General features: G+C 73.0%; 19 protein-coding genes and 2 tRNA genes. 9 read left to right on the top strand and 12 right to left on the bottom strand.

Annotated features, from left to right (window positions below):
* Positions 1-88: 88 nt before the first annotated feature.
* Both C6361_RS12885 and orn read right to left on the bottom strand, forming a co-directional pair.
* A tRNA-His gene (locus C6361_RS12885) sits at positions 89-161 on the bottom strand.
* Positions 162-307: 146 nt separating this feature from the next.
* The gene (gene orn, locus C6361_RS12890; protein WP_107267892.1) at positions 308-904 is read right to left on the bottom strand and encodes an oligoribonuclease; all 597 of its coding nucleotides are present in this window, start codon (positions 902-904) and stop codon (positions 308-310) included.
* Positions 905-972: 68 nt separating this feature from the next.
* Here orn and C6361_RS12895 point away from each other — a divergent pair, with 68 nt between their 5' ends.
* The gene (locus C6361_RS12895; RefSeq protein ID WP_107267893.1) at positions 973-2,283 is read left to right on the top strand and encodes a glycosyltransferase family 87 protein; all 1,311 of its coding nucleotides are present in this window, start codon (positions 973-975) and stop codon (positions 2,281-2,283) included.
* A gap of 434 nt (positions 2,284-2,717) precedes the next feature.
* Here the strand turns inward: C6361_RS12895 and C6361_RS37600 are convergent, their stop codons facing one another.
* From C6361_RS37600 to C6361_RS38145, 3 genes are all read right to left on the bottom strand, one after another.
* A complete protein-coding gene (locus C6361_RS37600; RefSeq protein ID WP_199853338.1) occupies positions 2,718-4,457 on the bottom strand; it encodes a hypothetical protein in 1,740 nt (579 codons plus the stop codon).
* Positions 4,458-4,648: 191 nt separating this feature from the next.
* A complete protein-coding gene (locus C6361_RS12905; protein ID WP_107267894.1) occupies positions 4,649-5,392 on the bottom strand; it encodes a YcnI family protein in 744 nt (247 codons plus the stop codon).
* Positions 5,393-5,403: 11 nt separating this feature from the next.
* Positions 5,404-7,392 carry a copper resistance protein CopC gene (locus C6361_RS38145; RefSeq protein ID WP_234359599.1) on the bottom strand — a complete coding sequence of 663 codons (1,989 nt, stop codon included), beginning with the start codon at positions 7,390-7,392 and terminating at the stop codon, positions 5,404-5,406.
* Between the two features lie 661 nt (positions 7,393-8,053).
* Here C6361_RS38145 and C6361_RS12925 point away from each other — a divergent pair.
* From C6361_RS12925 to C6361_RS12935, 3 genes are read left to right on the top strand one after another with little or no spacing between them, the layout of a single operon-like run.
* Complete coding sequence (locus tag C6361_RS12925; protein ID WP_107267896.1) at positions 8,054-8,599, top strand: DoxX family protein; 546 nt, start codon at positions 8,054-8,056, stop codon at positions 8,597-8,599.
* A complete protein-coding gene (locus C6361_RS12930) occupies positions 8,592-9,311 on the top strand; it encodes a thioredoxin domain-containing protein (RefSeq protein ID WP_107258211.1) in 720 nt (239 codons plus the stop codon). Before C6361_RS12925 ends, C6361_RS12930 begins: the two co-directional genes overlap by 8 nt.
* On the top strand, positions 9,308-10,573 hold the full coding sequence (locus tag C6361_RS12935) for a hypothetical protein (RefSeq protein WP_199853339.1): 1,266 nt from the start codon (positions 9,308-9,310) through the stop codon (positions 10,571-10,573). The genes C6361_RS12930 and C6361_RS12935 overlap by 4 nt, the downstream gene beginning before the upstream one ends.
* On the opposite strand, the gene C6361_RS12940 is transcribed toward C6361_RS12935, so the two are convergent.
* Genes C6361_RS12940 through C6361_RS12955 form a run of 4 tightly spaced genes read right to left on the bottom strand, consistent with a single transcriptional unit; the run spans position 10,570 to position 13,371 of the window.
* Positions 10,570-11,370 (bottom strand): energy-coupling factor ABC transporter ATP-binding protein, encoded by an 801-nt coding sequence (locus C6361_RS12940; RefSeq protein ID WP_107258210.1) that lies wholly within the window; start codon positions 11,368-11,370, stop codon positions 10,570-10,572. The two genes, C6361_RS12935 and C6361_RS12940, sit on opposite strands and share 4 nt — an antisense overlap.
* Positions 11,367-12,137: a cobalt ECF transporter T component CbiQ gene (cbiQ, locus tag C6361_RS12945; protein ID WP_107267897.1), complete on the bottom strand. Its 771-nt coding sequence runs from the start codon at positions 12,135-12,137 to the stop codon at positions 11,367-11,369. The genes C6361_RS12940 and cbiQ overlap by 4 nt, the downstream gene beginning before the upstream one ends.
* 11 nt (positions 12,138-12,148) lie before the next feature.
* Positions 12,149-12,655 carry a PDGLE domain-containing protein gene (locus C6361_RS12950; RefSeq protein ID WP_369931385.1) on the bottom strand — a complete coding sequence of 169 codons (507 nt, stop codon included), beginning with the start codon at positions 12,653-12,655 and terminating at the stop codon, positions 12,149-12,151.
* Positions 12,652-13,371, bottom strand: coding sequence for an energy-coupling factor ABC transporter permease (locus tag C6361_RS12955; RefSeq protein WP_199853340.1), 720 nt, complete (start codon positions 13,369-13,371; stop codon positions 12,652-12,654). The genes C6361_RS12950 and C6361_RS12955 overlap by 4 nt, the downstream gene beginning before the upstream one ends.
* A 138-nt stretch (positions 13,372-13,509) precedes the next feature.
* Here C6361_RS12955 and bcp point away from each other — a divergent pair, with 138 nt between their 5' ends.
* From bcp to C6361_RS12970, 3 genes are all read left to right on the top strand, one after another.
* Complete coding sequence (gene bcp, locus C6361_RS12960) at positions 13,510-13,986, top strand: thioredoxin-dependent thiol peroxidase (RefSeq protein WP_107258207.1); 477 nt, start codon at positions 13,510-13,512, stop codon at positions 13,984-13,986.
* A gap of 30 nt (positions 13,987-14,016) precedes the next feature.
* Positions 14,017-14,097 (top strand) — tRNA-Leu (locus tag C6361_RS12965).
* Positions 14,098-14,167: 70 nt separating this feature from the next.
* Positions 14,168-14,686 carry a GNAT family N-acetyltransferase gene (locus tag C6361_RS12970; RefSeq protein ID WP_107263892.1) on the top strand — a complete coding sequence of 173 codons (519 nt, stop codon included), beginning with the start codon at positions 14,168-14,170 and terminating at the stop codon, positions 14,684-14,686.
* Between the two features lie 84 nt (positions 14,687-14,770).
* On the opposite strand, the gene C6361_RS12975 is transcribed toward C6361_RS12970, so the two are convergent.
* The 3 genes from C6361_RS12975 to C6361_RS12985 all read right to left on the bottom strand — a co-directional run bounded on the left by C6361_RS12975 (position 14,771) and on the right by C6361_RS12985 (position 17,572).
* The gene (locus tag C6361_RS12975) at positions 14,771-15,817 is read right to left on the bottom strand and encodes an expansin EXLX1 family cellulose-binding protein (RefSeq protein ID WP_107270923.1); all 1,047 of its coding nucleotides are present in this window, start codon (positions 15,815-15,817) and stop codon (positions 14,771-14,773) included.
* An 80-nt stretch (positions 15,818-15,897) separates the two neighbouring features.
* Positions 15,898-16,740, bottom strand: coding sequence for an MOSC domain-containing protein (locus C6361_RS12980; protein WP_107270924.1), 843 nt, complete (start codon positions 16,738-16,740; stop codon positions 15,898-15,900).
* Positions 16,741-16,813: 73 nt separating this feature from the next.
* Positions 16,814-17,572 carry a class I SAM-dependent methyltransferase gene (locus tag C6361_RS12985; protein WP_234359600.1) on the bottom strand — a complete coding sequence of 253 codons (759 nt, stop codon included), beginning with the start codon at positions 17,570-17,572 and terminating at the stop codon, positions 16,814-16,816.
* Positions 17,573-17,714: 142 nt separating this feature from the next.
* Here C6361_RS12985 and C6361_RS12990 point away from each other — a divergent pair, with 142 nt between their 5' ends.
* Both C6361_RS12990 and hutU read left to right on the top strand, forming a co-directional pair.
* Complete coding sequence (locus C6361_RS12990) at positions 17,715-18,581, top strand: MurR/RpiR family transcriptional regulator (RefSeq protein WP_107258204.1); 867 nt, start codon at positions 17,715-17,717, stop codon at positions 18,579-18,581.
* Positions 18,582-18,663: 82 nt separating this feature from the next.
* Positions 18,664-20,313, top strand: coding sequence for a urocanate hydratase (gene hutU, locus C6361_RS12995; protein WP_107267899.1), 1,650 nt, complete (start codon positions 18,664-18,666; stop codon positions 20,311-20,313).
* The last annotated feature ends 1 nt before the right edge of the window (position 20,314 follow it).

Here is a 20,314-nt window from a genome sequence, read left to right on the forward strand (position 1 = left end):
GATCGCGGTTACCTGCCCCAGAACGATCAAGACCCCCTCGGAGGAGGGGGTCTTGTCTCGACCTGCCGATCGCGAGATCCGGCATGAGGGTGACTGATGGGATTTGAACCCACGACACCCGGGACCACAACCCGGTGCTCTGCCAACTGAGCTACAGCCACCATGTTCAGTTTGATCAGGAACATCCGCCACAACCGGATCAGCGGATCCGGCAGGGCGACGACCAATGATAGCCACACCCCTCCCCCCGCCGTCGACCGGGTTGCACCCTGTCCGAGACGACGGCGGGAACGCCGGGCCGAGGCCCTCAGAGCTCGGCGGCGATGGCCTTGGCGGCGTCGACGTCCGGGCCGGGCAGCGGTACGAAGATCGTCCGGCGGTAGTACTCGAGCTCCCGGATGCTCTCCCGGACGTCGGCCAGGGCCCGGTGGGCCAGCCCCTTGGCCGGCTGCCCGAAGTAGACCCGGGGGTACCAGCGACGGCACAACTCCTTGATCGACGAGACGTCGATCATGCGGTAGTGCAGGTGCGCGTCGAGTCGCGGCATGTCGCGGGCCAGGAAGCCACGGTCGGTGGCGATCGAGTTGCCGCAGAGCGGTGCCGTACGCGGGTCCTTGACCAACGAGGTGACGTACTCCAGCACCAGGTCCTCGGCCTCGCGCAGGCTCACCGTCGAGCGGCGGGCCTCCTCGGTCAGGCCGGAGCGTTCGTGCATCGCCTGCACGATCTCCGGCATGCCGGCCAGCGCCTGCTCGTCGGCGTGGATCACCACGTCCACACCCTCACCGAGCACGTTGAGGTCACGGTCCGTGACCAGCGCGGCAACCTCGATCAAGGCATCCTTGCCGAGGTCGAGCCCGGTCATCTCACAGTCGACCCAGACGAGAAGATCAGCCACGACGATCAGACTACGCGTAGCCTCGGCAACCGCGCCTCAACGCTGTGGACAGAACGGACCGCTAGGGTTTTCCCGTGCCAGCCGATCCCCCCGTGCCATCCGCCACCGACGAGGACGATCCCGGCGGCCGCACCGCACGCCAGATCATCGTCGTGGTGCTGGTCGCCGCGGCGGTGCCGCTGCTCTATCTGCTCAGCACCCCGCACAACTTCTACGATCTCAAGATCTATATGAGCGCGATGCGGTGGTGGGCGGACGGGAACCCGCTGTACGACTACGTGCAGGCAGACGATCTGCAGGGCCAGCTGTACTTCACCTACCCGCCCTTCACGGCCCTGCTGCTGCGTCCCTTCGCCGGGCTGCGGATCGGGGCCACCGCCGCCATCTTCACCGTGTTGACCGTACTGGCCCTGCTGGTGACCACCTGGTGGCTCGTCTCGGCGGTCGCCGATCGGCGCGGGGTGTCCCGGTGGTTCGCGGCCGGACTCGCCGTACCACTCGCCTTCGCCGTGGAGAGCACCCGGGAGACCATCATCTTCGGGCAGATCAACATGCTGCTCGTGGTGCTGGTCCTGGCCGACCTGCTCTTCGCCGTACCCCGGAACTCGCGCTGGGCCGGCGTCGGGATCGGGCTGGCGACGGCGCTCAAGCTCTATCCGGGAATCTTCATCGTCTATCTGCTGGTCACCCGGCGGTGGCGGGCGGCGCTGGTCTCGTCCGCGACGGCGGCCGTCGCGACGCTGCTGGCGGCGGCCATCGCCCCGAGCGACTCCTGGCGGTTCTGGACCCACGAGCTCTGGCTGACCGACCGGGTGGGCCGGCCCGACTACACCGGCAACCAGTCGCTCTTCGGGCTGCTCAGCCGCTTCACCACGCCCGGAGAACCCAACCAGGTGCTCTGGCTGGTGCTGGTGGTCGCCGTCGCGGCGTACGGGCTGTGGCGGGCCGCCCGGGCTGCCCGGGCCGGTGACGAACTCGCCGGGTTGACCCTGACCGGTCTGGTCGCCGTCCTGGTGAGCCCGATCACCTGGACCCATCACGCGTACTGGTTCATTCCCGCCGTGGTGGTGCTGGTCGACGCCGGACTACGGTCCAGCGGAGCACAGCCGCCCGATCCGCCCGACGGCCGGGCCGGCCGCCGCCGCAGGTTCGCGCTGCTGGCGCTCGCCGCGCTGCTCACCGCCGCGATCGTGTACGGCGTGGTCTCGTACTACGACTGGGGACGCGCCTTCGACCGGACGGACGCGCCCGGCGAGTTCCTGCTGCGCAACCTCTACGTGCTCTTCGCGCTGCTGCTGCTCTTCGTGCTGCCGATCCGCCGGGCGTCACCGGGTACGGGCACGGAAGCCGACACCCCGAAACATGAACCAAGTAGCCGGCAGTAGCAGAAGTTGCGCCAAATGGACAGATCTATCTAGTACGCCTCGATGCGGTTAATCTAGGGACACATCTGAAACGTCCCTTCGGTACACCGATCCCCCGGTGAAGGTGGCCCCCCGTGTCGGCAGCGCGGGGGGCCACCCGCCGTTCGTTCCCTCGCGTCCCCTCGCGTTCCCTCGACAGGGTCACCCGGTCGGAGACACGCCAGCGGCGAAACCCACCTCGCGGTCGGCACAGCCCAACCCCCAGCCGACCCGCGATCAGTGAAGCCGACTCGCGACCAGCGTCCTCGGCCCTCAGCCCTCAGCCCTCGGCCCTCAGCCCTCGGCTCGCGACGAGCACCCGCAGCTCGCGATCGGCGCCCTCGGGATCGTGGGCAGCGCGCTCGGTCAGCCCGGCCCAGGCCCGCACAAGGTGGAACAGGGCCGCGGACTTGGGGTCAGCGGGGCGCCGGATTCGGACTGGACCGCCTGATGTCGTGCCCCAGGCCGGCCGGCTCGTTCTCCCGGACCGGATCCTGCGGGTAGGCCGGGGCGGCGTTGCCACCGTTCCGCCCTGTCGGGGCGTCCATCGCGGCCGATCTGGTCGCCGGCTCGTAGCCCCTCGGCCGGTTCAGCCCGGTACGCCCCGTACGCGGCTGGTCGGCATCGTAGGCTGCCGCTCCCGGGGTCGCCGGACGCAGCGCGACCCGCCGGACACGCTCCTCCTCGCCGGAGAGCAGCCCGGACAGGTCCTCAGCCTCCGGTACGGGCTGCACCGGAACCGGCCGGTCGTCCCGCGATCCCGCACGTACCGTGGTCGGCGCGCCGGCCTGTCTCGGGGCGACGCTGGCCGCTGGGACGGGGGCCGGCCTGGGCGGTGCCGGCATCGGCGGCGCCGGGGCCGGCAACGGCGGCGTCGGCGAGGGTGCCGGCACCGGTGCGGGCGGTGGCGTGGGTACCGGCGCGGGGGCCGGTGCCGGTGCTGGCGCGCGGGCGGACTGCGCCGCCACCACCGAGCCTGGCGACCCAACCGGCCCAGACGACCCAGCAGAATCCGAACACCCAGCCAGGCCCGACGACCGCACAGGTTCCGACAACTCCACACGGGCCGACGACTCCACACGGGCCGACGACTCCACAGAATCCGACGACCGCACAGGATCCGACGACGCCACACGGGCCGACGACGCCACACGGGCCGACGACGCCACAGGGGCCGACGACGCCACAGAATCCGACGACCGCACAGGGTCCGGCGGGTTCATCGGCGGCCAGACCAGGCGCGACGAGGCCCCTGGACCCGGCCACGCCACCGTGACGCCGCCGGCCGGCGTCACCACGTCCGCCAGCGTCGCGGGTCGCCTCGACGGCACCGGACGGCTCCGCGCCTCTTCCGGCCCACTGCCGACCTGGGCCGGCACTTCCGCTGGACGCTCCACTCTCCTCCGCTCGCTGCGGTGTCCGATCTCGTTAAGGGCGGCGATGCCGAGCCGGGCGGTGAGCGCCGGTATCTGGCTCGGTTCGACGACGAAGACCACCTCGCGGGGACGGATCGGCCGGGCCAGCAGGGCGATCCCGAAGAGCACCAGCAGGCCGCCGACGGCCAGGGAACTCCAGGCGACCGGGTCGAGCCAGCCGGGGCGTACCTCGGCGCGCAGGTCGGCGACGACGCCGGCTCCCGCGTCCGGGCGCATGACGACGAGGCTGAGCCGGGGTGCGCGTACGTCGTCGACGGTCAGGTCCAGTGTGCCCAGGCCGCTGCGGAGCCAGAGTCCCTGCTCGCCGGGGAGAGCGGGGGCGGCTGCCGTAGCCGGCTCGTCGGCCGGACCGACGCGTACCGGCAGGCTGCCCCGGGTCACGCTGACCCGGTCGAGCCGGGCGTACGGCGACTTGGCGAGGTAGGTGGCGACCTCGGCGGTGGGCGCGAGGCCGAGGAAGGCCGGCTCCGCCCCGGTACGCGCCACGACCCGCAGCCCCGTCCGGCCGGCGCGTACGAAGGGTGCGTCCCGGCGCAGCATCGCGGCCAGGTCGGGTACGACGACGGCGTGCCCGCCGGTCTCGATCCGGTCCAGGGTGCCGGCGAAGGCCCCGTCGCCGCCCCGCTGTTCAGAGAGTGTCCACAGTGCACCGCCGACGAGGAGCACCGGCAGTCCGATCGTGAGCAGGAGTATCCCGGCGATCAGCCGCACGAAGCGCATACCGTCTCGTTCCCTCCGGTCGCGGTACCGCCGATGACGTCGCACGACCGGCGGCAGGGGTCGCAGTACCCGACGACCATACCGAGCGAAATCGCTTCAACCCGGATTATTGACTTAAAACGCCGCTGGCCCGTCGGCAGTTCTGCCGACGGGCCAGCGAGGACACCGGTGGGTGCGGAGGTGCCGTGCGATCAGGCGGCGGGCGGCGTGGCCTCCCGTCGGGTACGCACGAATGCCAGCCCGCCCAGCGCCAGGCCGGCGAGGCCGGCGACCAGGCCCGCGATCGCCAGGCCCAGGGCGGCCCCGTCTCCGTCGTCCTCGTTCGACGATGCCGGCTGCTGCTGCACCACGGCCGGGCCGGCGCTCGCCGGAGTGCCGTTCCCGGCCGCCGGAAGCAGCTTCAGAACCGGGGCGGGGTCGTTCTCCGGCTCCGTACCGTCGGCGGCCGGCGGCTCGATCCAGCGCGCCGTGTTGCCGTCCGAGTAGTGCTGGACGACCCGGAACACGAGCTGCTTGACCTCGGGCAGCGGCCCCATCGAGACCGGGAACTCGTGGAACTCTCCCGGCTTGATCCCGGCGTTCGCCGCCGCCGTCCAGGTGATCTTCGAGACCACCTCGCTGACCTGGCTGCCGTGCACCTCCACCGGCGGGTCCACCTTGCGCTTCTCGACCGCCACGGTCCAGCCGGGCACCGGCATGGTGGAGACCGAGGCGAGCGGCGCGTCCTCGGGGAACGTCACCTCCAGCTTGACGGTCGACGCGGTGTCGCTCTCGGTCGGTACCCGGAACGCCACGCGACCGTAACCGCCCTGGGTCGCCTCTCTCGGGTTCACCGTGACGTGCGCGGAGGCCGACGAGGCCACCCCGAACACGCCGATCACGGCTGCTCCGAGGACGAGGGCGGCGGCGCGCGCGGCCCGACGGTGACGGATCATGATGTACCTCTCTAGGTGATGGGCACGGTGCTGGTCACCGTGGCCTGGTCGATGTCCGAAAGCCGGACCGTGAAGCTGAGCTGCCAGTTGCCCGCCGTCGGCAGGCTGATCTCGCCGGTGGCGTGGTTGTCGGTGAGCGGCAGCAGTGGGATCTCGATGGGTTCCACGCCCTGCTCCGGCAGTGCGGCCGTCGCCCTCCACTCGACCACCGGCAGCGGCTTGTTGTCCGGCGTGTACGCGTAGAGGTGCACCGAGTTGCTGCCGACCCCGGCCGGGTCCACCTCGACCTGCAACGAGTAGAGCGAACTGGTCAGCGTGGTGGTGTAGTAGCCGGGGCCACCGGCGTCGCCGTACTCGCCCGCGGTCCTGGCCGGCGGAGTCTGCACCAGTACGGCGGAGAGGGCCAGCACCACCGCGGTGATCGCGAGTTCGACCCAGACCGCCCGACGGATCCGTCTGGCCGACGCGGCGGGCCGGGGTGGGTCGGCGACGACCGTTCTGGCGGCGGTCGCCAGGAGGGCGCCCCGGGTCGCCCGCTCTGCGGCGGCCGATTCCTCGCCGCCGTCCGGGCCGGCCGGCTCGTCCCGGCCGTGGCCCGGGCCCTCCGGTGCGGAGTCCTCCGACGACCCCTGGCCGTCCCGCCCGGCCCCGTCCTCCCGCTCGGCGTCCCACTGGTCCGTCCCGCCGTCGGTCCGCCGATCCGGCGCGACGGCGTCGTCCACCTCGTCCACCTCGTCGGACGGGTCGGACGGGTCGGCTGGATAGGCCGGTCCGGTCGCTTCGGTCGGGTCGTCGGCCAGCAGGCGGCGCCGGACGAGTTGCCGCGAGTACGCGGCCACCGCGATCACCGCCGCGAAGAGCACCACCTTGGCGATGATCAGTCGGCCGTACGTGGTGGAGACGAGCGCGGACGGCGTACCCACCTCGATCAGGGCCTGGACGATCCCGGCGAGCAGCAGCGCGGAGACGGCGACGGTCGCCCAGCGGGACCAGACCGGCAGGATCGCGTCGAGTTCCCGGTCGTTCGCGCGGCGGAGCAGGAACCCGCCGAGCATGACCAGTCCACCGAGCCAGACCGCCATGCCGGCCAGGTGGACCGCGTCGACCACGACCGAGACCGCCGGCACCGGCGAGGCCGCCGCGTGCCCGGCGATCGGCCAGGTACCCAGACCTGCCACGCCGAGCACGGTGAGCAGGATGTGGTCGCCCCGGCCGGCCCGACCGCTGATCAACGGACGGAGCAGGATCGCCGCCGCGGCCAGGATGCCGAGCCTCACCAGGTGGGCCGCCCCGAAGGTGCTGCCGAGTACGTCGCCGAGCGCGGTGCCGTCGACCGCGAACGGCCCGCCACCGGTGGTGTACGGCACCTGGAGCCAGAGCCCGGCGAGGGTGGAGAGCACGATCAGCCCGATGCCGGTCCAGATCAGCCGGGCCGGGCCGCGCCGGTCGAGCCGACGGGGCCAGAGCAGGCTGAGCACCATCACCGGACCGATCAGCAGCAGCAGGCCGACGTAGCCGACGGCCTTGAAGATTCGTACCGCCGCGCCCACCGCCGGGTGGATGTCGTCGGCGTCGCTGTCGGACGGCGGCGTCGACGGGGCGCCGACGGAATAGGTGTACGCACCGGCCACCGGGTGGTTGTCCGCCGAGATCACCCGGTAGCTGACCAGGTAGCTGCCCTGGGCCCCGGACGCGTCGACCGGGACGGTGATCACGGCACCGTTGAAGGTCGGGTCGCCCCGGTCCACCCGGCTACCGTCCGGGCCGAGCACCCGGATCTTGTCCGGTACCTCGCGGACGCTCTCGCTGAAGGTGAGCACCACCTCGGCGGGCGAGTTGGAGAGCACCGCGTCGGCGGCCGGACTGCTGCTCACCAGTACCGCGTGCGCGCTGGCCGGGACGGCCGGACCCAGCAGCAGGGCGAGGGCGGCCAGCAGCAGGCCGAGACTGGCGCCGGCGCGGGCCAACCATCGACGATTCGCAGCAATCATGCCCGATATCGTGACCGACCACCCCGGCTGCGCGCGACCTCGGGTCACGCCGGGTCCGCCTCGATCACACCGTCCGACGACGGACGATCACCGACCGCCGGCCCCGGACCGCGACCGACCGCCGCCGGGTTCGACCCACGACCACCCGCCGCCGGCTCCGACCCACGACCACCCGCCGCCGGCTCCGACCCACGACCGACTGCGGCCGGCTCCGACCCACGCCCGACCGCCGCCGGGTCGCGCAGGGCCGCCCCATCCAGGAGAGCGGCCACGCCGAGCCGACGGTCATCGGCGGACGGCCGGCGACCGGCGGACGGCCGGCGACCGGCGCGCGGAACGGCGCACAGGTTTTCGGCTGCCCGGCGCGCGAGCCCGGTCCCGTCAGGTATCACGACCGATAGTCGGCGGCGGACCCGAAAAAGTTCCCGAACCCGCGACATCGGTCCCAGATTTGTGCAGCGGCCGGGATCGATCAGGGGCGGAGACCCCGCGAATCGGCTCGACCAACGAGCCAGAGCCGGGTGCCGGTCGGACGACGTTCTGCCCGGTAATGCCCACCTCTCACCGTAATGCCCCCTACCGTTGGTGAGCGTGATCTCACCCGGTACGGCGGCTCGGATGACCGACGCCACACCGGGGCCGGAAACCCGCACACCGACCAAGACGACTAATGACTGTGACTGAGCGGACCACAGCAAGCGCCCCGGCGCCCGGCCACCGCCGCTGGCGGGCCGCCCGGCCGTGGCTCGGCACGGCCGCCCGGCTAGGCCTCGCCGCCGTGTGGCTGGCCGCCGGCGCTACCAAGGTCGGTGACCTCGCCGGCTCCGGCCGGGCGGTCAGCGCATACAAGATCTTCCCGTACGACCTGGCGGTGGTGATCGGGGCGGCCCTGCCCTTCGTGGAGTTGGCCCTCGGGCTGATCCTGCTGGTCGGGCTCGCCACCCGGCTCGCGGCCGGGATCTCGGCGGCACTCCTGGTGATCTTCATCGCCGGGATCGCCTCGGCCTGGACCCGTGGCCTCTCCATCGACTGCGGATGTTTCGGCAGCGGCGGCGACCTCGCCGCCGGCCAGGACCCGACGTACGGGACGGAGGTCCTGCGCGACGTGGGCTTCCTGGTGCTCGCCGGCTTCCTGCTGGTCTGGCCGCGTACCCGGTTCTCGGTGGACGCGGCGCTGGGTCGGGACACCCGCGACGAGGAGAGCGACGATGAGTGACCGGAACCGCAAGGGGCAACGCCGACCCGCCCGGGTCGTACGCGAGCAGATGGCCCGGGAACGACGTCGCAAGCGCACCCTGTGGACCTCGGTCGGCGTGGTCGTCGTGCTGGTCATCGCCGGATTGATCGGCTGGGGCGTCTCGGCAAGCCAGGACTCGGGCGACTTCACCCCGCCGGGCGGGGCCAACCCGGAGGGCACCGGCATCGTGCTCGGCTCCGGACCGGTCAACGTCGACGTCTACGAGGACTTCATCTGCCCGATCTGCCGCACCTTCGAGCAGCAGGCCGGCGGCACGATCGACCAGCTCGTCGCCGAGGGCAAGATCCGGGTCACCTACCACCCGGTGGCCTTCCTCAACCGCTTCTCCAGCACCGAATATTCGACCCGGTCGTCCGCCGCCTCCGGATGCGCGGCGCAGAGCGGCAAGTTCCGGGAGTACGCGAGGGCGCTCTTCGACCGTCAGCCACCCGAGGGCGGCGCCGGACTCAGTGACGAACAACTCGTCGAGGTCGCCACCAGCATCGGGCTGGCCGGGGACAGTTTCCGCAACTGCGTCCGGGAGAATACCTTCGAGAAGTGGACCGAGCACGTGACCGACGAGGCTGCCCGGGCCGGAGTGACCGGCACCCCGACCGTGCTCGTCAACGGCAAGCAGGTGCAGGCCAGCGCCGAGGCGATCAGCGCGGCGGTGGCGGCGGCCGGCAGGTGACCCGCCCCGGACCCGGCTGCCGTCGCCTCGGCGGGCTGGCCCGCGCCGGGATCGCCCTGGCGGTGGGTCTGGTCGGCGTGTTCGGGTCCGCGACGCCGGCCGCCGCGCACGCCGCCGACACCCCGGACGGCACCGACTACCGGGCCGAGGTGACCTCGGTCACTCCGGCGCTGCCGGGGCTGCGGGTCCGGGTGGTGGAGGGCGGCGCCCGGCTCGAACTGGAGAACCGGACCGGTCGCACGGTCGAGGTGCTGGGCTACGCCGGGGAGCCGTACCTGGAGATCCGCCCCGACGGCGTCTACGAGAACACCGCCTCCCCGGCGACGTACCTGAACCGGACCCTCGCCGGGGACACGCCGCTGCCGGCCGGGACCGACCCCACCCGGCCGCCGTCCTGGCGACGGGTCGGCACCGAGCCCGTAGTCCGCTGGCACGACCAGCGCAGCCGCTGGTTGGAGGAGTCGCCGCCGCCCCAGGTCACCGCCGCCCCGGACCGGCCGCACCGGGTCCGCGACTGGGTGGTGCCGCTGCGCGACGGACTGCACCCCATCGAGGTACGCGGCACGCTCGACTGGCTGCCGCCACCCGACCCGCTCCCCTGGTGGAGCATGGGCCTGCTCGGTGCGCTGGCGATCGGGGCACTCGGGGTGCTGCCCCGCAACTCCCGACCCGGCCGCCGGGTCACCACCGCGCTGGCCGTACTCGCGGTCGTCGGTGGGGTGGCGGCGCTGGGCTTCGCGCTGGCCCGGGGCGCCGACGCCGGGTTCGGCGGGATACTGCTCGGACTCGTCACGGGGCAGCTCTGGCCCACCCTGACCGGCGCGGGCGCGCTGGCCGCCGGGGCGTACGCGCTGACCCGTCGACCGTCCGGCGACTTCGCGCTGGCGCTGGCCGGTACCTGTCTGGCGCTCTTCACCGGGGTGACGAACGCGGCCGTCCTCGTCCGCTCGGTGGTGCCGGTGCCGTGGCCGGCGGTGTGGGCCCGGGTCCTGATCGCGACGGTGATCGCGGTCGGCGGCGGGCTGGCCGTGGCCGGGACACTGCGGCTGCGCGCCACCGGCCGCTCGTCCGGCGTCGGTCCGGCCGGCCCGGGCGCCCCTCGACGGCCGACCCGCCGCTGGTCGGTGGCCCTGCCGGCAGAGGAACCCGACCCGACCGCCGCCGGCGACGGCAACGGCAACGGCAACGGCAACGGCAACGGCAACGGCAACGGCAACGGCAACGGCGGACGGTACGCCGACGAACCGGCGGTCAGCGGTTAGCCGTTGGCGGCGAGTTGCCGGGCGGCCACCGCCGGGTCGAAGCCGTACGGCAGTTCCAGGCGGTGCCGGGCGAGCAGCTCGGCGTCGGCGAGGATCTCGGCGGTCGGCCCGTCCGCGACGATCCGGCCGGTGTCCAGGATCACCGACCGGTCACAGAGTTCCAGCGCGTACGGCAGGTCGTGGGTGACCATCAGCAGCGTCACCGGCAGCCGGCGCAGGATGCCGGCCAGTTCGCGACGGGCGGCCGGGTCGAGGTTGGAGGAGGGCTCGTCCAGGACGAGGATCTCCGGGCGCATCGCCAGTACGGTCGCGACCGCCACCCGACGGCGCTGCCCGAAGGAGAGGTGCTGGGGCGCCCGGTCCCGGTGCTCGGCCATCCCGACCGCGTCCAGCGCCTCGGTCACCCGCTCGGCCAGCTCGGCGCCGCGCAGGCCGAGGTTGGCCGGGCCGAACGCCACGTCCTCGGCGACGGTGGGCAGGAAGAGCTGGTCGTCGGGGTCCTGGAAGACGATGCCGACCCGGCGGCGGATCTCGGCCAGGGTGGCCCGGTCCCGGTCCACGGTCAGCCCGCCGACGGTGACCGTGCCGGCACCGCCGCCGAGGATCCCGTTCAGGTGCAGCACCAGGGTGGTCTTGCCGGCGCCGTTCGGGCCGAGCAGGGCGATCCGTTCGCCGCGCGGGACGGTCAGGTCGACGCCGCGCAGCGCGACCTGACCGTCGGGATAGCTGAACCGCACGCCGCGGACGTCCAGGGACGGCGGGTCGGCGGCGGGAGTGCTGTGCACGTACCCGATCATCGCAGCACGACCGCGGCGGCGGCGATGCCGGTCGCGGCGAGCGGCACCGTCGCCGCGACCAGCCAGTGCCGGGTGCTGGCCGCACCCGTGCCGAGCCAGGCGGCCGGCATCCGCCCCTGGTAGCCCCGGGAGACCATCGCCAGATAGACCCGCTCGCCCCGCTCGAAGGCGCGCAGGAAGAGTGCGCCCACCCCCGCGCCGAAGCCGCGCAACTGCCAGAGGAACCGGGGGTCGTCACCCCGGGAGATCCGGGCGACCCGCATCCGCCGCGCCTCGCCGACCAGTACGTCCAGGTAGCGCAGCATGAAGGTGGCGATCTGGGTGAGGATCTGCGGGCAGTGCAGCCGGTCCAGCCCGAGGATCAGGTCCCGCATCGTGGTGGTGCCGGCGAGCAGCAGCGAGGCGAGCACCCCGAGGGTGCCCTTGGCCAGGATGTTCCAGCCGCCGTAGAGCCCGTCGACGGAGAGCTCCAGCCCCAGCCAGTTCACCCGCTCCCCGGTGCCGAGGAACGGCAGCGCGAACGCGAACACCACGAACGGCAGCTCGATCAGCGACCGGCTGGCCAGCCAGCGCAGCCCGACCCGGGACACTCCGGCGACCAGCAGTACGAGCGCGAGATAGCCGCCGAACGCCCAGAACGCCTCCCGGGGAGTCGCGACGACGGCGAGGGTGAAGACCACCATCGCCACGATCTTGACCTCGGGTGGCAGCCGGTGCACGGCCGACGTCCGCTCCCGGTAGAGCACGTGCGCGTGCCCGGCTCCCATCTGTGGCGCTCCTACTCGGTGCCGTCGGTACCGGTCCGACCGGCGGCGGGAGTCACGGTCGACCCGTCGCCGCCGCGCGGTGCCGGGGTACCCGTGCCGCGCGGTGCCGGCGTACCGCTCCCGGTGCCCGCTCCGGCGGCGGTGGCTGCCGCCGGGGCGGCGGTCGGGCGGCGCCGGGTCAGCCAGAACAGGCCACCGCCGACGGCGAAGGTGATCAGCACCCCGAGCACCCCGGAGAGCCCGGTGGAGAGGAACGTGTTGTCGATGCCCCGGACCCCGTAGTCGGCCAGCGGCGAGTCGGCCAGCTCGTGCTCCTCGGCCTCCTGGGCGGGACAACTGCCGCCGGTGATGTTGTCGTCCGCGTCGAAGGTGCAGCCCTCGCGCAGCGACGAGTCGAGCCCGTCCGGGTGGGCCGAGGCGAAGTTGCTGACCACCCCGGCGAGGAGGAGCGCGACCAGCAGGCCGCCGAGGATGAACGCGCCGGAGCGCTTCGAGATCCGGGTGCCTCCGGTCGTCATCGGGTACCTCCGGTCAGCGGCAGGTGGTCGGCGGTCGGGAGCGGACGCAGCGAGCGCAGCGCGTAGACCAGGTCGGGCCGGACCTTCGCCACGGTGACCACTGTGGTCGCGGTGATCAGACCCTCGCCGACGCCGATCAGCAGGTGCACCCCGGCCATCGTGCCGGCCAGCCCGCCGAGGCTGCTGCCGACGTCGGTGGTGCCGCCGAGCCAGTACTGGAGGACGAAGCCCTGCGAGGCGACCAGCACGCTCAGCACCGAGGCGACGAACGCGGTCACGCCCAGTCCGGTCACGGTACGGGGGAGGATCCGCAGCAGGAGCGCGATCAGCAGGTACGCGACCGCGACACCGATCAGCGCCATGTTGGTGATGTTGAGGCCGAGCATCGCCACCCCGCCGTCGCCGAAGATCAGCGACTGGACGATCAGCACCACCGCCACGCAGAGCGCCCCGACCCAGGGTCCGACCAGGACGGCGGCGAGTGCCCCGCCGAGCAGGTGGCCGCTGACCGCGCCGGTGAAGATCGGAAAGTTGAGCATCTGGACGGCGAAGATGAACGCGGCGACCAGCCCGGCCATCGGGGCGAGCCGGTCGTCGAGGTCCTGCCGACCGCGGAGCACGCACAGCGCGAGCGCCGCCAGGGCCAGCGCCCCGAACGCCGCCGCCACGGGACCGTTGATGATTCCGTTCGAGATGTGCATTGCCAGGCTGTCCACGCCACCTCCCAGGTGCCGGTGCGGGATCCGTCCCGCCGGCCGGCTCAGCCTAGGACTCGGCCGTCGCTATTGCCAAGATTTTGCAAGAGCTGTACACCAACCGCAATCTCCGGTCCACCTGGCGATAGAGTCGTGGCCATGACCTCGCCGATCCGCCTCGCCCCCGGGGACGCCGCGCCCGACTTCGCGCTGCCCACCGACACCGGAGAGACGCTCTCGCTCAAGGAACTGCGTGGCCGCAAGGTGGTGCTCTACGCCTACCCGAGGGCGATGACCCCGGGCTGCACCACGCAGGCCTGCGACTTCCGGGACTCGCTCGCCTCCCTCCAGGCCGCCGGCTACGAGGTGGTGGGCATCTCACCGGACACCCCCGCCGAGCTGGCGAAGTTCCGGGAGCGGGACGCCATCACCTTCCCGCTGGTCTCCGACCGGGACAGGGAGGTGCTCGTCGCGTACGGGGCGTACGGCGAGAAGCAGTCGTACGGGCGGACGATCACCGGCGTGATCCGGTCGACCTTCGTCATCGACGAGGAGGGCCGGATCGAGCGGGCGCTCTACAACGTCAAGGCCACCGGGCACGTCGCCAAACTCCGCCGGGACCTCGGCCTGGACTGAGCCCGCCAGCGGTCTAGACTTTGAGCGCGAGCGGGAGTGGTGTAATGGCAGCCACGCAGGATTTAGGTTCCTGTGCCTTCGGGCGTAGGGGTTCGACTCCCCTCTCCCGCACTTGTTAGCACCGTCACGCCCGGCGCGCGGGCCGGCGGGGCCTCCCGACGGGCCGGCGAGGATGACCCGGGTGGGCATCCGTTTCGTACTCGATCCGCCGCCGACCCCCGACCTGCGCGACGAGATAGTCCGACTCTGGACGGCGGTGACCAACGCCGGCGGGGCGGTCGGCTTCGTCGGCCCGGTCTCCGAGGACGACGTCCGGCCGTTCGCGCTGGCCACCCTCGGGGCGGCGGCCGAGGGGCCGGACCAGCTGCTCGTCGGCTACCGGGGCGACGAGTTGGTCGCGCTGCTCTTCCTCACCGACAACCGGTTCCACCTCAAGGCGCACTGGTGCGTGCTGAAGCGGGTGATGGTGCACCCCGACCACCAGGGGTACGGCTACGGCCAGGCCCTGCTGCGCGAGGCCGAGCAGGTGGCCCGGAACGCGGGCTGGGAGGCGCTGCACCTGACCGTCCGGGACGGCCGGGGCGTGGAGGAGTTCTACCGGCGGCTCGGCTACCGGGAGGTCGGCCGGCTGCCCGGGGCGCTCCGGGTCGGGCCGGGCGACGACCGCGACGAGATCCAGATGTGGCTGCCGCTGGACTGACCGTCCGGCGCCTTCCCGTCGGCGACGGGGAGAGGCCGGGGGCGGTTCTCCTGGCCGACCGCACGGTGGGGCTGAGGTGTCGGGTCAGCCGCAGGCGACCGGTGCCGGACCGCCGGCAGCGCCGGCCACCGCCTGTCCGGCCGGGTCGGCACCGGTCGGCGTACCCGGGGCGGGCGTCGGCGACGCGGTCGGGGCGGGGCTGGCGGGGGCGGGCGGGGCCGACGGGCTCGCCGAGCCGGCAGCGGCCGGGGTGGCCGGGTACATCCGTACCGTGCTGCGCTGCACCTGTCGGGGTGCCAGCCGGATTCCGGTGCCGACCGCCTCGTGGCCGTAGACGTCGACCACCCGGATCGAGTACGGCCCCGGGCCCATTCCGCCGTCGATCACCCAGTAGTTGTCGGAGCCGCGCTTCGCCGCCCGCCAACTCGACCCGGCGCGCTGCACCGCGACCGACTTCACCGGGTTCCCGTGGTTGCCCACCTGCACGGCGAACCAGTATCGCGACACGCCGCTCTTGAGCCGGAAGGTGAGCGGGCCGGGCAGCGGCGGGTCGACCACCGCCCGGTAACGCACCGGGACGATGCCTGCGGAGAGGTCGGCGATCTTCGCGAACGCCTGCCTGGACAGGTCGATCTTGTTGTTGGTGCAGCCCGCGCAGCGGTCCAGCACCATCACCCGGACGGTGCCCTTCGGGCCGGTGACGTCGAGGAAGCTGCCGCAGGCGGCCGAGCCGGCGTACTGGCTGGAGCCGAGCGCCGCGTAGAGCCGGTTGGCCGGCGGGCCGGGCAGCGAGCAGTTGCCGCCCGAGCTGCCCCCGTCGTAGTGCGACGCCTTTCCCTTGTAGACCGTCGCGCCGGACGGCGGCGCCGCACGGTCCAGCGGCGGCGCGGCCAGCGCGGCGGCACAGGCGGCCGAGTCGGAGAACTGCCAGACGAGCACCAGCCCGAGGACGGCGGCGAGCAGCGCGGCGGACCAGCCGGCCAGCCAGCGCCGGGACATCCTCCGCCGGACCGGCCGAGCGGGCGGAGCGGGATCGCCGCCGGGCGGCACGGCGGCTCCGGCGATTCCGGCGGGGCCGGTGGCGGTCCGGTCCGTACCGTTCGGATTGTCGGGAAGCTCCGGCTCGATCATCCGGGGCATGTTGCCCTAGCCGCCGCGCCTTTCGCAAGGCCCGGACCAGGGCGTTCGACCGATGCCGATGGCTACCGGAGTCAGCTCGCCAGTTCCACCGGGTCGCCGACGGTCAGCGTGCCGACCAACCCGTCCGGGCCGGGTGCCGAGACCGGGACCAGGTTCTGGCCGAAGACCAACTGCCGGTTGATCCGGCGGTACTTCGCCAGGGTGCGCAACGGTTCCCGGCCGCGTACCCCGGTCTCCTGGTCGGTGGTGGTGACCAGGCAGCGGCCGCAGGGCTTGGCCACCAGGAACGTCACCGGGCCGATCCGCAGCCGGCGGCCGGTCCAGCCGTCCTCGGCCCACGGGTCGGTGCCGCCGACCACCACGTTGGGGCGGAACCGGTTCATCGGCAGCGGCGCCTCGGCGTTGCCGGATTCGAGCAGGGACTCGTTGAGTGCGTCCAGCGAGGCGCGGTTGGCCAGCAGCAGCGGGTAGCCGTCGGCGAAGCTGACCCGGTCGGCCGGATCGACCAGGTCGGCGTCCGGGATCGGGCGTACCGTCGGATCGCCGAGCCAGACCAGCCGGACCTTGCGGTCGAGCAGCCGGGAGAGCCAGTCGTCGGCCGCCGACTCCGCCCGCCGGGCCGGCACGACCGGCATGTTCGAGAAGACGCGTACGGCGATCGGCTCGCCGTCGGTCGGCTCGGCGACCTCCAGGGCGGGCCGGCCGGCGGCGCGCAGCAGCAGGCCGCCGGGGCGGAGTTCCGGGCGGATGGCGACCAGCCCGGTCACCTGGCGCTGGGTGACCGCGGTGCCGTCGTCGCCCACGATCATCCAGCGTCGGTCGCCGGCCAGGCCCCACGGCTCGACCCGGGCCGCGTCGTGGTCGCGCCGGTAACAGCCCTTGACCGGGTACGTGTGCACGGAGACCAGCCGCATGGCGTTCACCCTGCCACAGCGCTCCCGGCGGCCGGTGTCTCGGGCCGTCGCGCCCGGAGTGCGAGCCCGCCGGCTACCAGGCGATGCCGATCCCGTCGCCCGGGTACCAGTGCTGGGCCGGGGTCTCCCGGTAGGCGAGGAACCGGCGGCCGGTCTTCTCGGCGTGTTCGGCGAGCACGTTGGTGACCGTGACGTTGTCGGTGAGCAGCCGGGCCCCGGGGGCCAGCTTCGCGGAGACGGCCTGGAACTCCCGGCGTTCGTGCCCGGTGCTGTGGTTGCTGTCGTGCAGGAAGAGGTCGACCGGGCGGTCCAGGGCCCTGATCGAGGCGAGCGAGTCGCCGATCACCAGGTCGACCACGCTGGCCCACGGCTCGGCCCTGGCCAGGTAACCGGCCTCCGGGTTGATGTCCAGCGAGGTGACCCGGCCGGGCTCGCCGTCGGCGGCGTTGCGCAGCAGGGCCGAGGCGAGCACGCAGGTGCCGAGCCCCTTGTCGACCCCGGTCTCGACGATGTGCCTCGGTCGGGTGGCCCGGACGATCGCGTACCAGCCGATCCGGCGGGCGTACCGGACGCGCCGGTCGGCCAGGCCGCGCCGGTCCGCGGCGGCGGTGGCCCGCTGGATGTGCTGCCGCAGCGGCTCGTCCTGTTCGATCTCGGTGAGGTACGTCCGCACCTGCTTGACCGGCACGTCACAGGTCACGCTGACGAACCAGGCGAGGTGTTCCCGGCTGAGCTTGGTCAGGTCGTAGGTGTAGTTGTGGTGCTCGCGGGAGGTGAGCAGCCACCTGGCCGAGACGCTGATCACCCGGGCGTCGTGCCTGGCCACCCGCATGAGCCGCTTGGGGAACGCCGCAACGGGCGCGAGGCGGGTGCGGGCGATCGCACGCCGGAAATTCGTACCGTCCACCCGGCGGGTTTCCCCACTTCGGGGTCTCCCATTGCCCTCTGAATTGTTTTATGCATAGAGTCTTCCTGTGAATGACAGTGCTGTCATCGGGGCGTCGCCGACGGACCGCGTGCTCGACCTCTTCCAGGGCATCCGGCTCACCCCGACGCAGCGCCGGATCGCGCACAGCCTGGTCCAGCACGCCGCCTCCGCCGCCTATCTCTCCGCAGCCGAGGTCGCCGAGCTGGCCAAGGTCAGCCAGCCCTCGGTGACCCGGTTCGCCATGGCGCTGGGCTACGACGGCTATCCGGCGCTGCGCCGCCGGCTCCGGGAGATCGCCGCCGTCGGCACCGGCCGGCTCGATCCCGGAGTCCCGGCCGGCAACGAGGCGCAGCGGGCGATCCGCGCCGAGGCCGACAACCTGGACCGGCTCGCCGAACAGCTCGCCGACCGGGACGCGGTGACCGCCGCCGGTACGCTGCTGGCCGGCAGCCGCCCGCTGGTCGTACTCGGGCTGCGCGCCGCCGCCCCGCTCGCCGGCTACTTCGCGTACTTCGCGGCGAAGGTGCATCCGGACGTACGGGTCCTCGACTCCGGCGGGACGCTGCTCACCGACCGGCTGGAGCAGGCGCGGGCGGCCGGGGCGGGGGCACTGCTCGGCATCGTGCTGCCCCGCTACCCCCGGGAGTCGCTGGAGGCGCTCCGGGAGGCCCGCGCGGCCGGGATGTCGGTGGTGGTGATCACCGACTCGGCGGTCAGCCCGGCCGCCGAGTACGCCGACATCGTGCTGCCGGCCGCGGTCGGCGCCCAGCTCGTCTTCGACCTGCACACCGCCCCGATGGCGCTGTCGATGGTGTTGCTCCAGGCGATCTGCGACGCCGCACCCGCCGACGCGCAGCGCCGGCTGGAGGAGTTCGAGCAGTCCGCCGCCCGCCGCCAGTTGTTCGTCGGATAGCCACCGACAGTTCACCGATCCGACCCCACCGCCCCGCACCGCAGAGCAGCATCGAACCGTTCCCACCGCAGGAGGAGTTGCCATGCCCGAGCCGATCCGCGCCGCCCGCGGCACCACCCGGACCGCCGTCGGGTGGCCGCAGGAGGCGGCGCTGCGGATGCTGATGAACAACCTCGACCCGGAGGTGGCCGAACGCCCCGACGACCTGGTCGTCTACGGCGGGACCGGCCGGGCGGCCCGGGACTGGCCGTCGTACCACGCGCTGGTCCGGACGCTCGGCTCGCTCGCCGACGACGAGACCATGCTGGTGCAGTCGGGCCGGCCGGTCGGGGTGCTCCGGACCCACGAGTGGGCGCCCCGGGTGCTGATCGCCAACTCGAACCTGGTCGGCGACTGGGCGAACTGGCCCGAGTTCCGCCGCCTCGAAGAGCTCGGCCTGACCATGTACGGCCAGATGACCGCCGGCTCCTGGATCTACATCGGCACCCAGGGCATCCTCCAGGGCACCTACGAGACCTTCGCCGCCGTGGCGACCAAGCGGTTCGGGGGCTCGCTGGCCGGCACCCTGACCCTGACCGCCGGCTGTGGCGGGATGGGCGGCGCGCAGCCGCTCGCGGTCACCATGAACGGCGGTGCCTGCCTGGTCGTCGACGTCGACCCGGAGCGGCTGGCCCGCCGGGTCGCCACCCGCTATCTCGACACGGTGGCCGGCTCGCTCGACGAGGCGGTCGACCAGGTGCTCGCCGCCAAGCGGGAGCGGCGGGCGCTCTCGGTCGGGGTGGTCGGCAACGCCGCGACCGTCTTCCCCGAGCTGCTCCGCCGGGGCGTCGAGATCGACGTCGTCACCGACCAGACCAGCGCGCACGACCCGCTCTCGTACGTCCCGGACGGGGTGGAGCTGGCCGACGCCGCCGAACTGGCCCGGACGAAGCCGGCCGAGTACACCGAGCGGGCCCGGGCCGCCATGGTCAAACACGTCGCCGCGATGGTCGGCTTCCTCGACGGCGGTGCCGAGGTCTTCGACTACGGCAACTCGATCCGGGGCGAGGCACAGCTCGGCGGGTACGACCGGGCGTTCGCGTTCCCCGGCTTCGTGCCGGCGTACATCCGGCCGCTCTTCAGCGAGGGCAGGGGGCCGTTCCGCTGGGCGGCGCTCAGCGGCGACCCGGCCGACATCGCCGCCACCGACCGGGCGGTGCTCGACCTCTTCCCCGAGAACGAGTCGCTGGCCCGGTGGATCCGGCTGGCCGGCGAGCGGGTCGCCTTCCAGGGCCTGCCGGCCCGGATCTGCTGGCTCGGCCACGGCGAGCGGGACCGGGCCGGGGTCCGGTTCAACGAGATGGTCGCCAGCGGCGAGCTGACCGCCCCGGTGGTGATCGGCCGGGACCACCTGGACGCCGGCTCGGTCGCCTCCCCCTACCGGGAGACCGAGGCGATGGCCGACGGCTCCGACGCGATCGCCGACTGGCCGCTGCTGAACGCGCTGGTCAACACCGCCAGCGGGGCCTCCTGGGTGAGCATCCACCACGGCGGCGGGGTCGGCATCGGCCGATCCATCCACGCCGGGCAGGTCTGCGTCGCCGACGGCAGCCCGCTGGCCGGGCAGAAGATCGAGCGGGTGTTGCGCAACGACCCGGCGATGGGCGTACTCCGGCACGTCGACGCCGGCTATCCGGAGGCGGCTGCGGCCGCCGCCCGGGGCGATCTGCGCATCCCGATGGCCGAAGGGTAGG

Origin of the sequence: Plantactinospora sp. BC1 (assembly GCF_003030345.1) — a bacterium.
GTDB lineage: Bacteria > Actinomycetota > Actinomycetes > Mycobacteriales > Micromonosporaceae > Plantactinospora.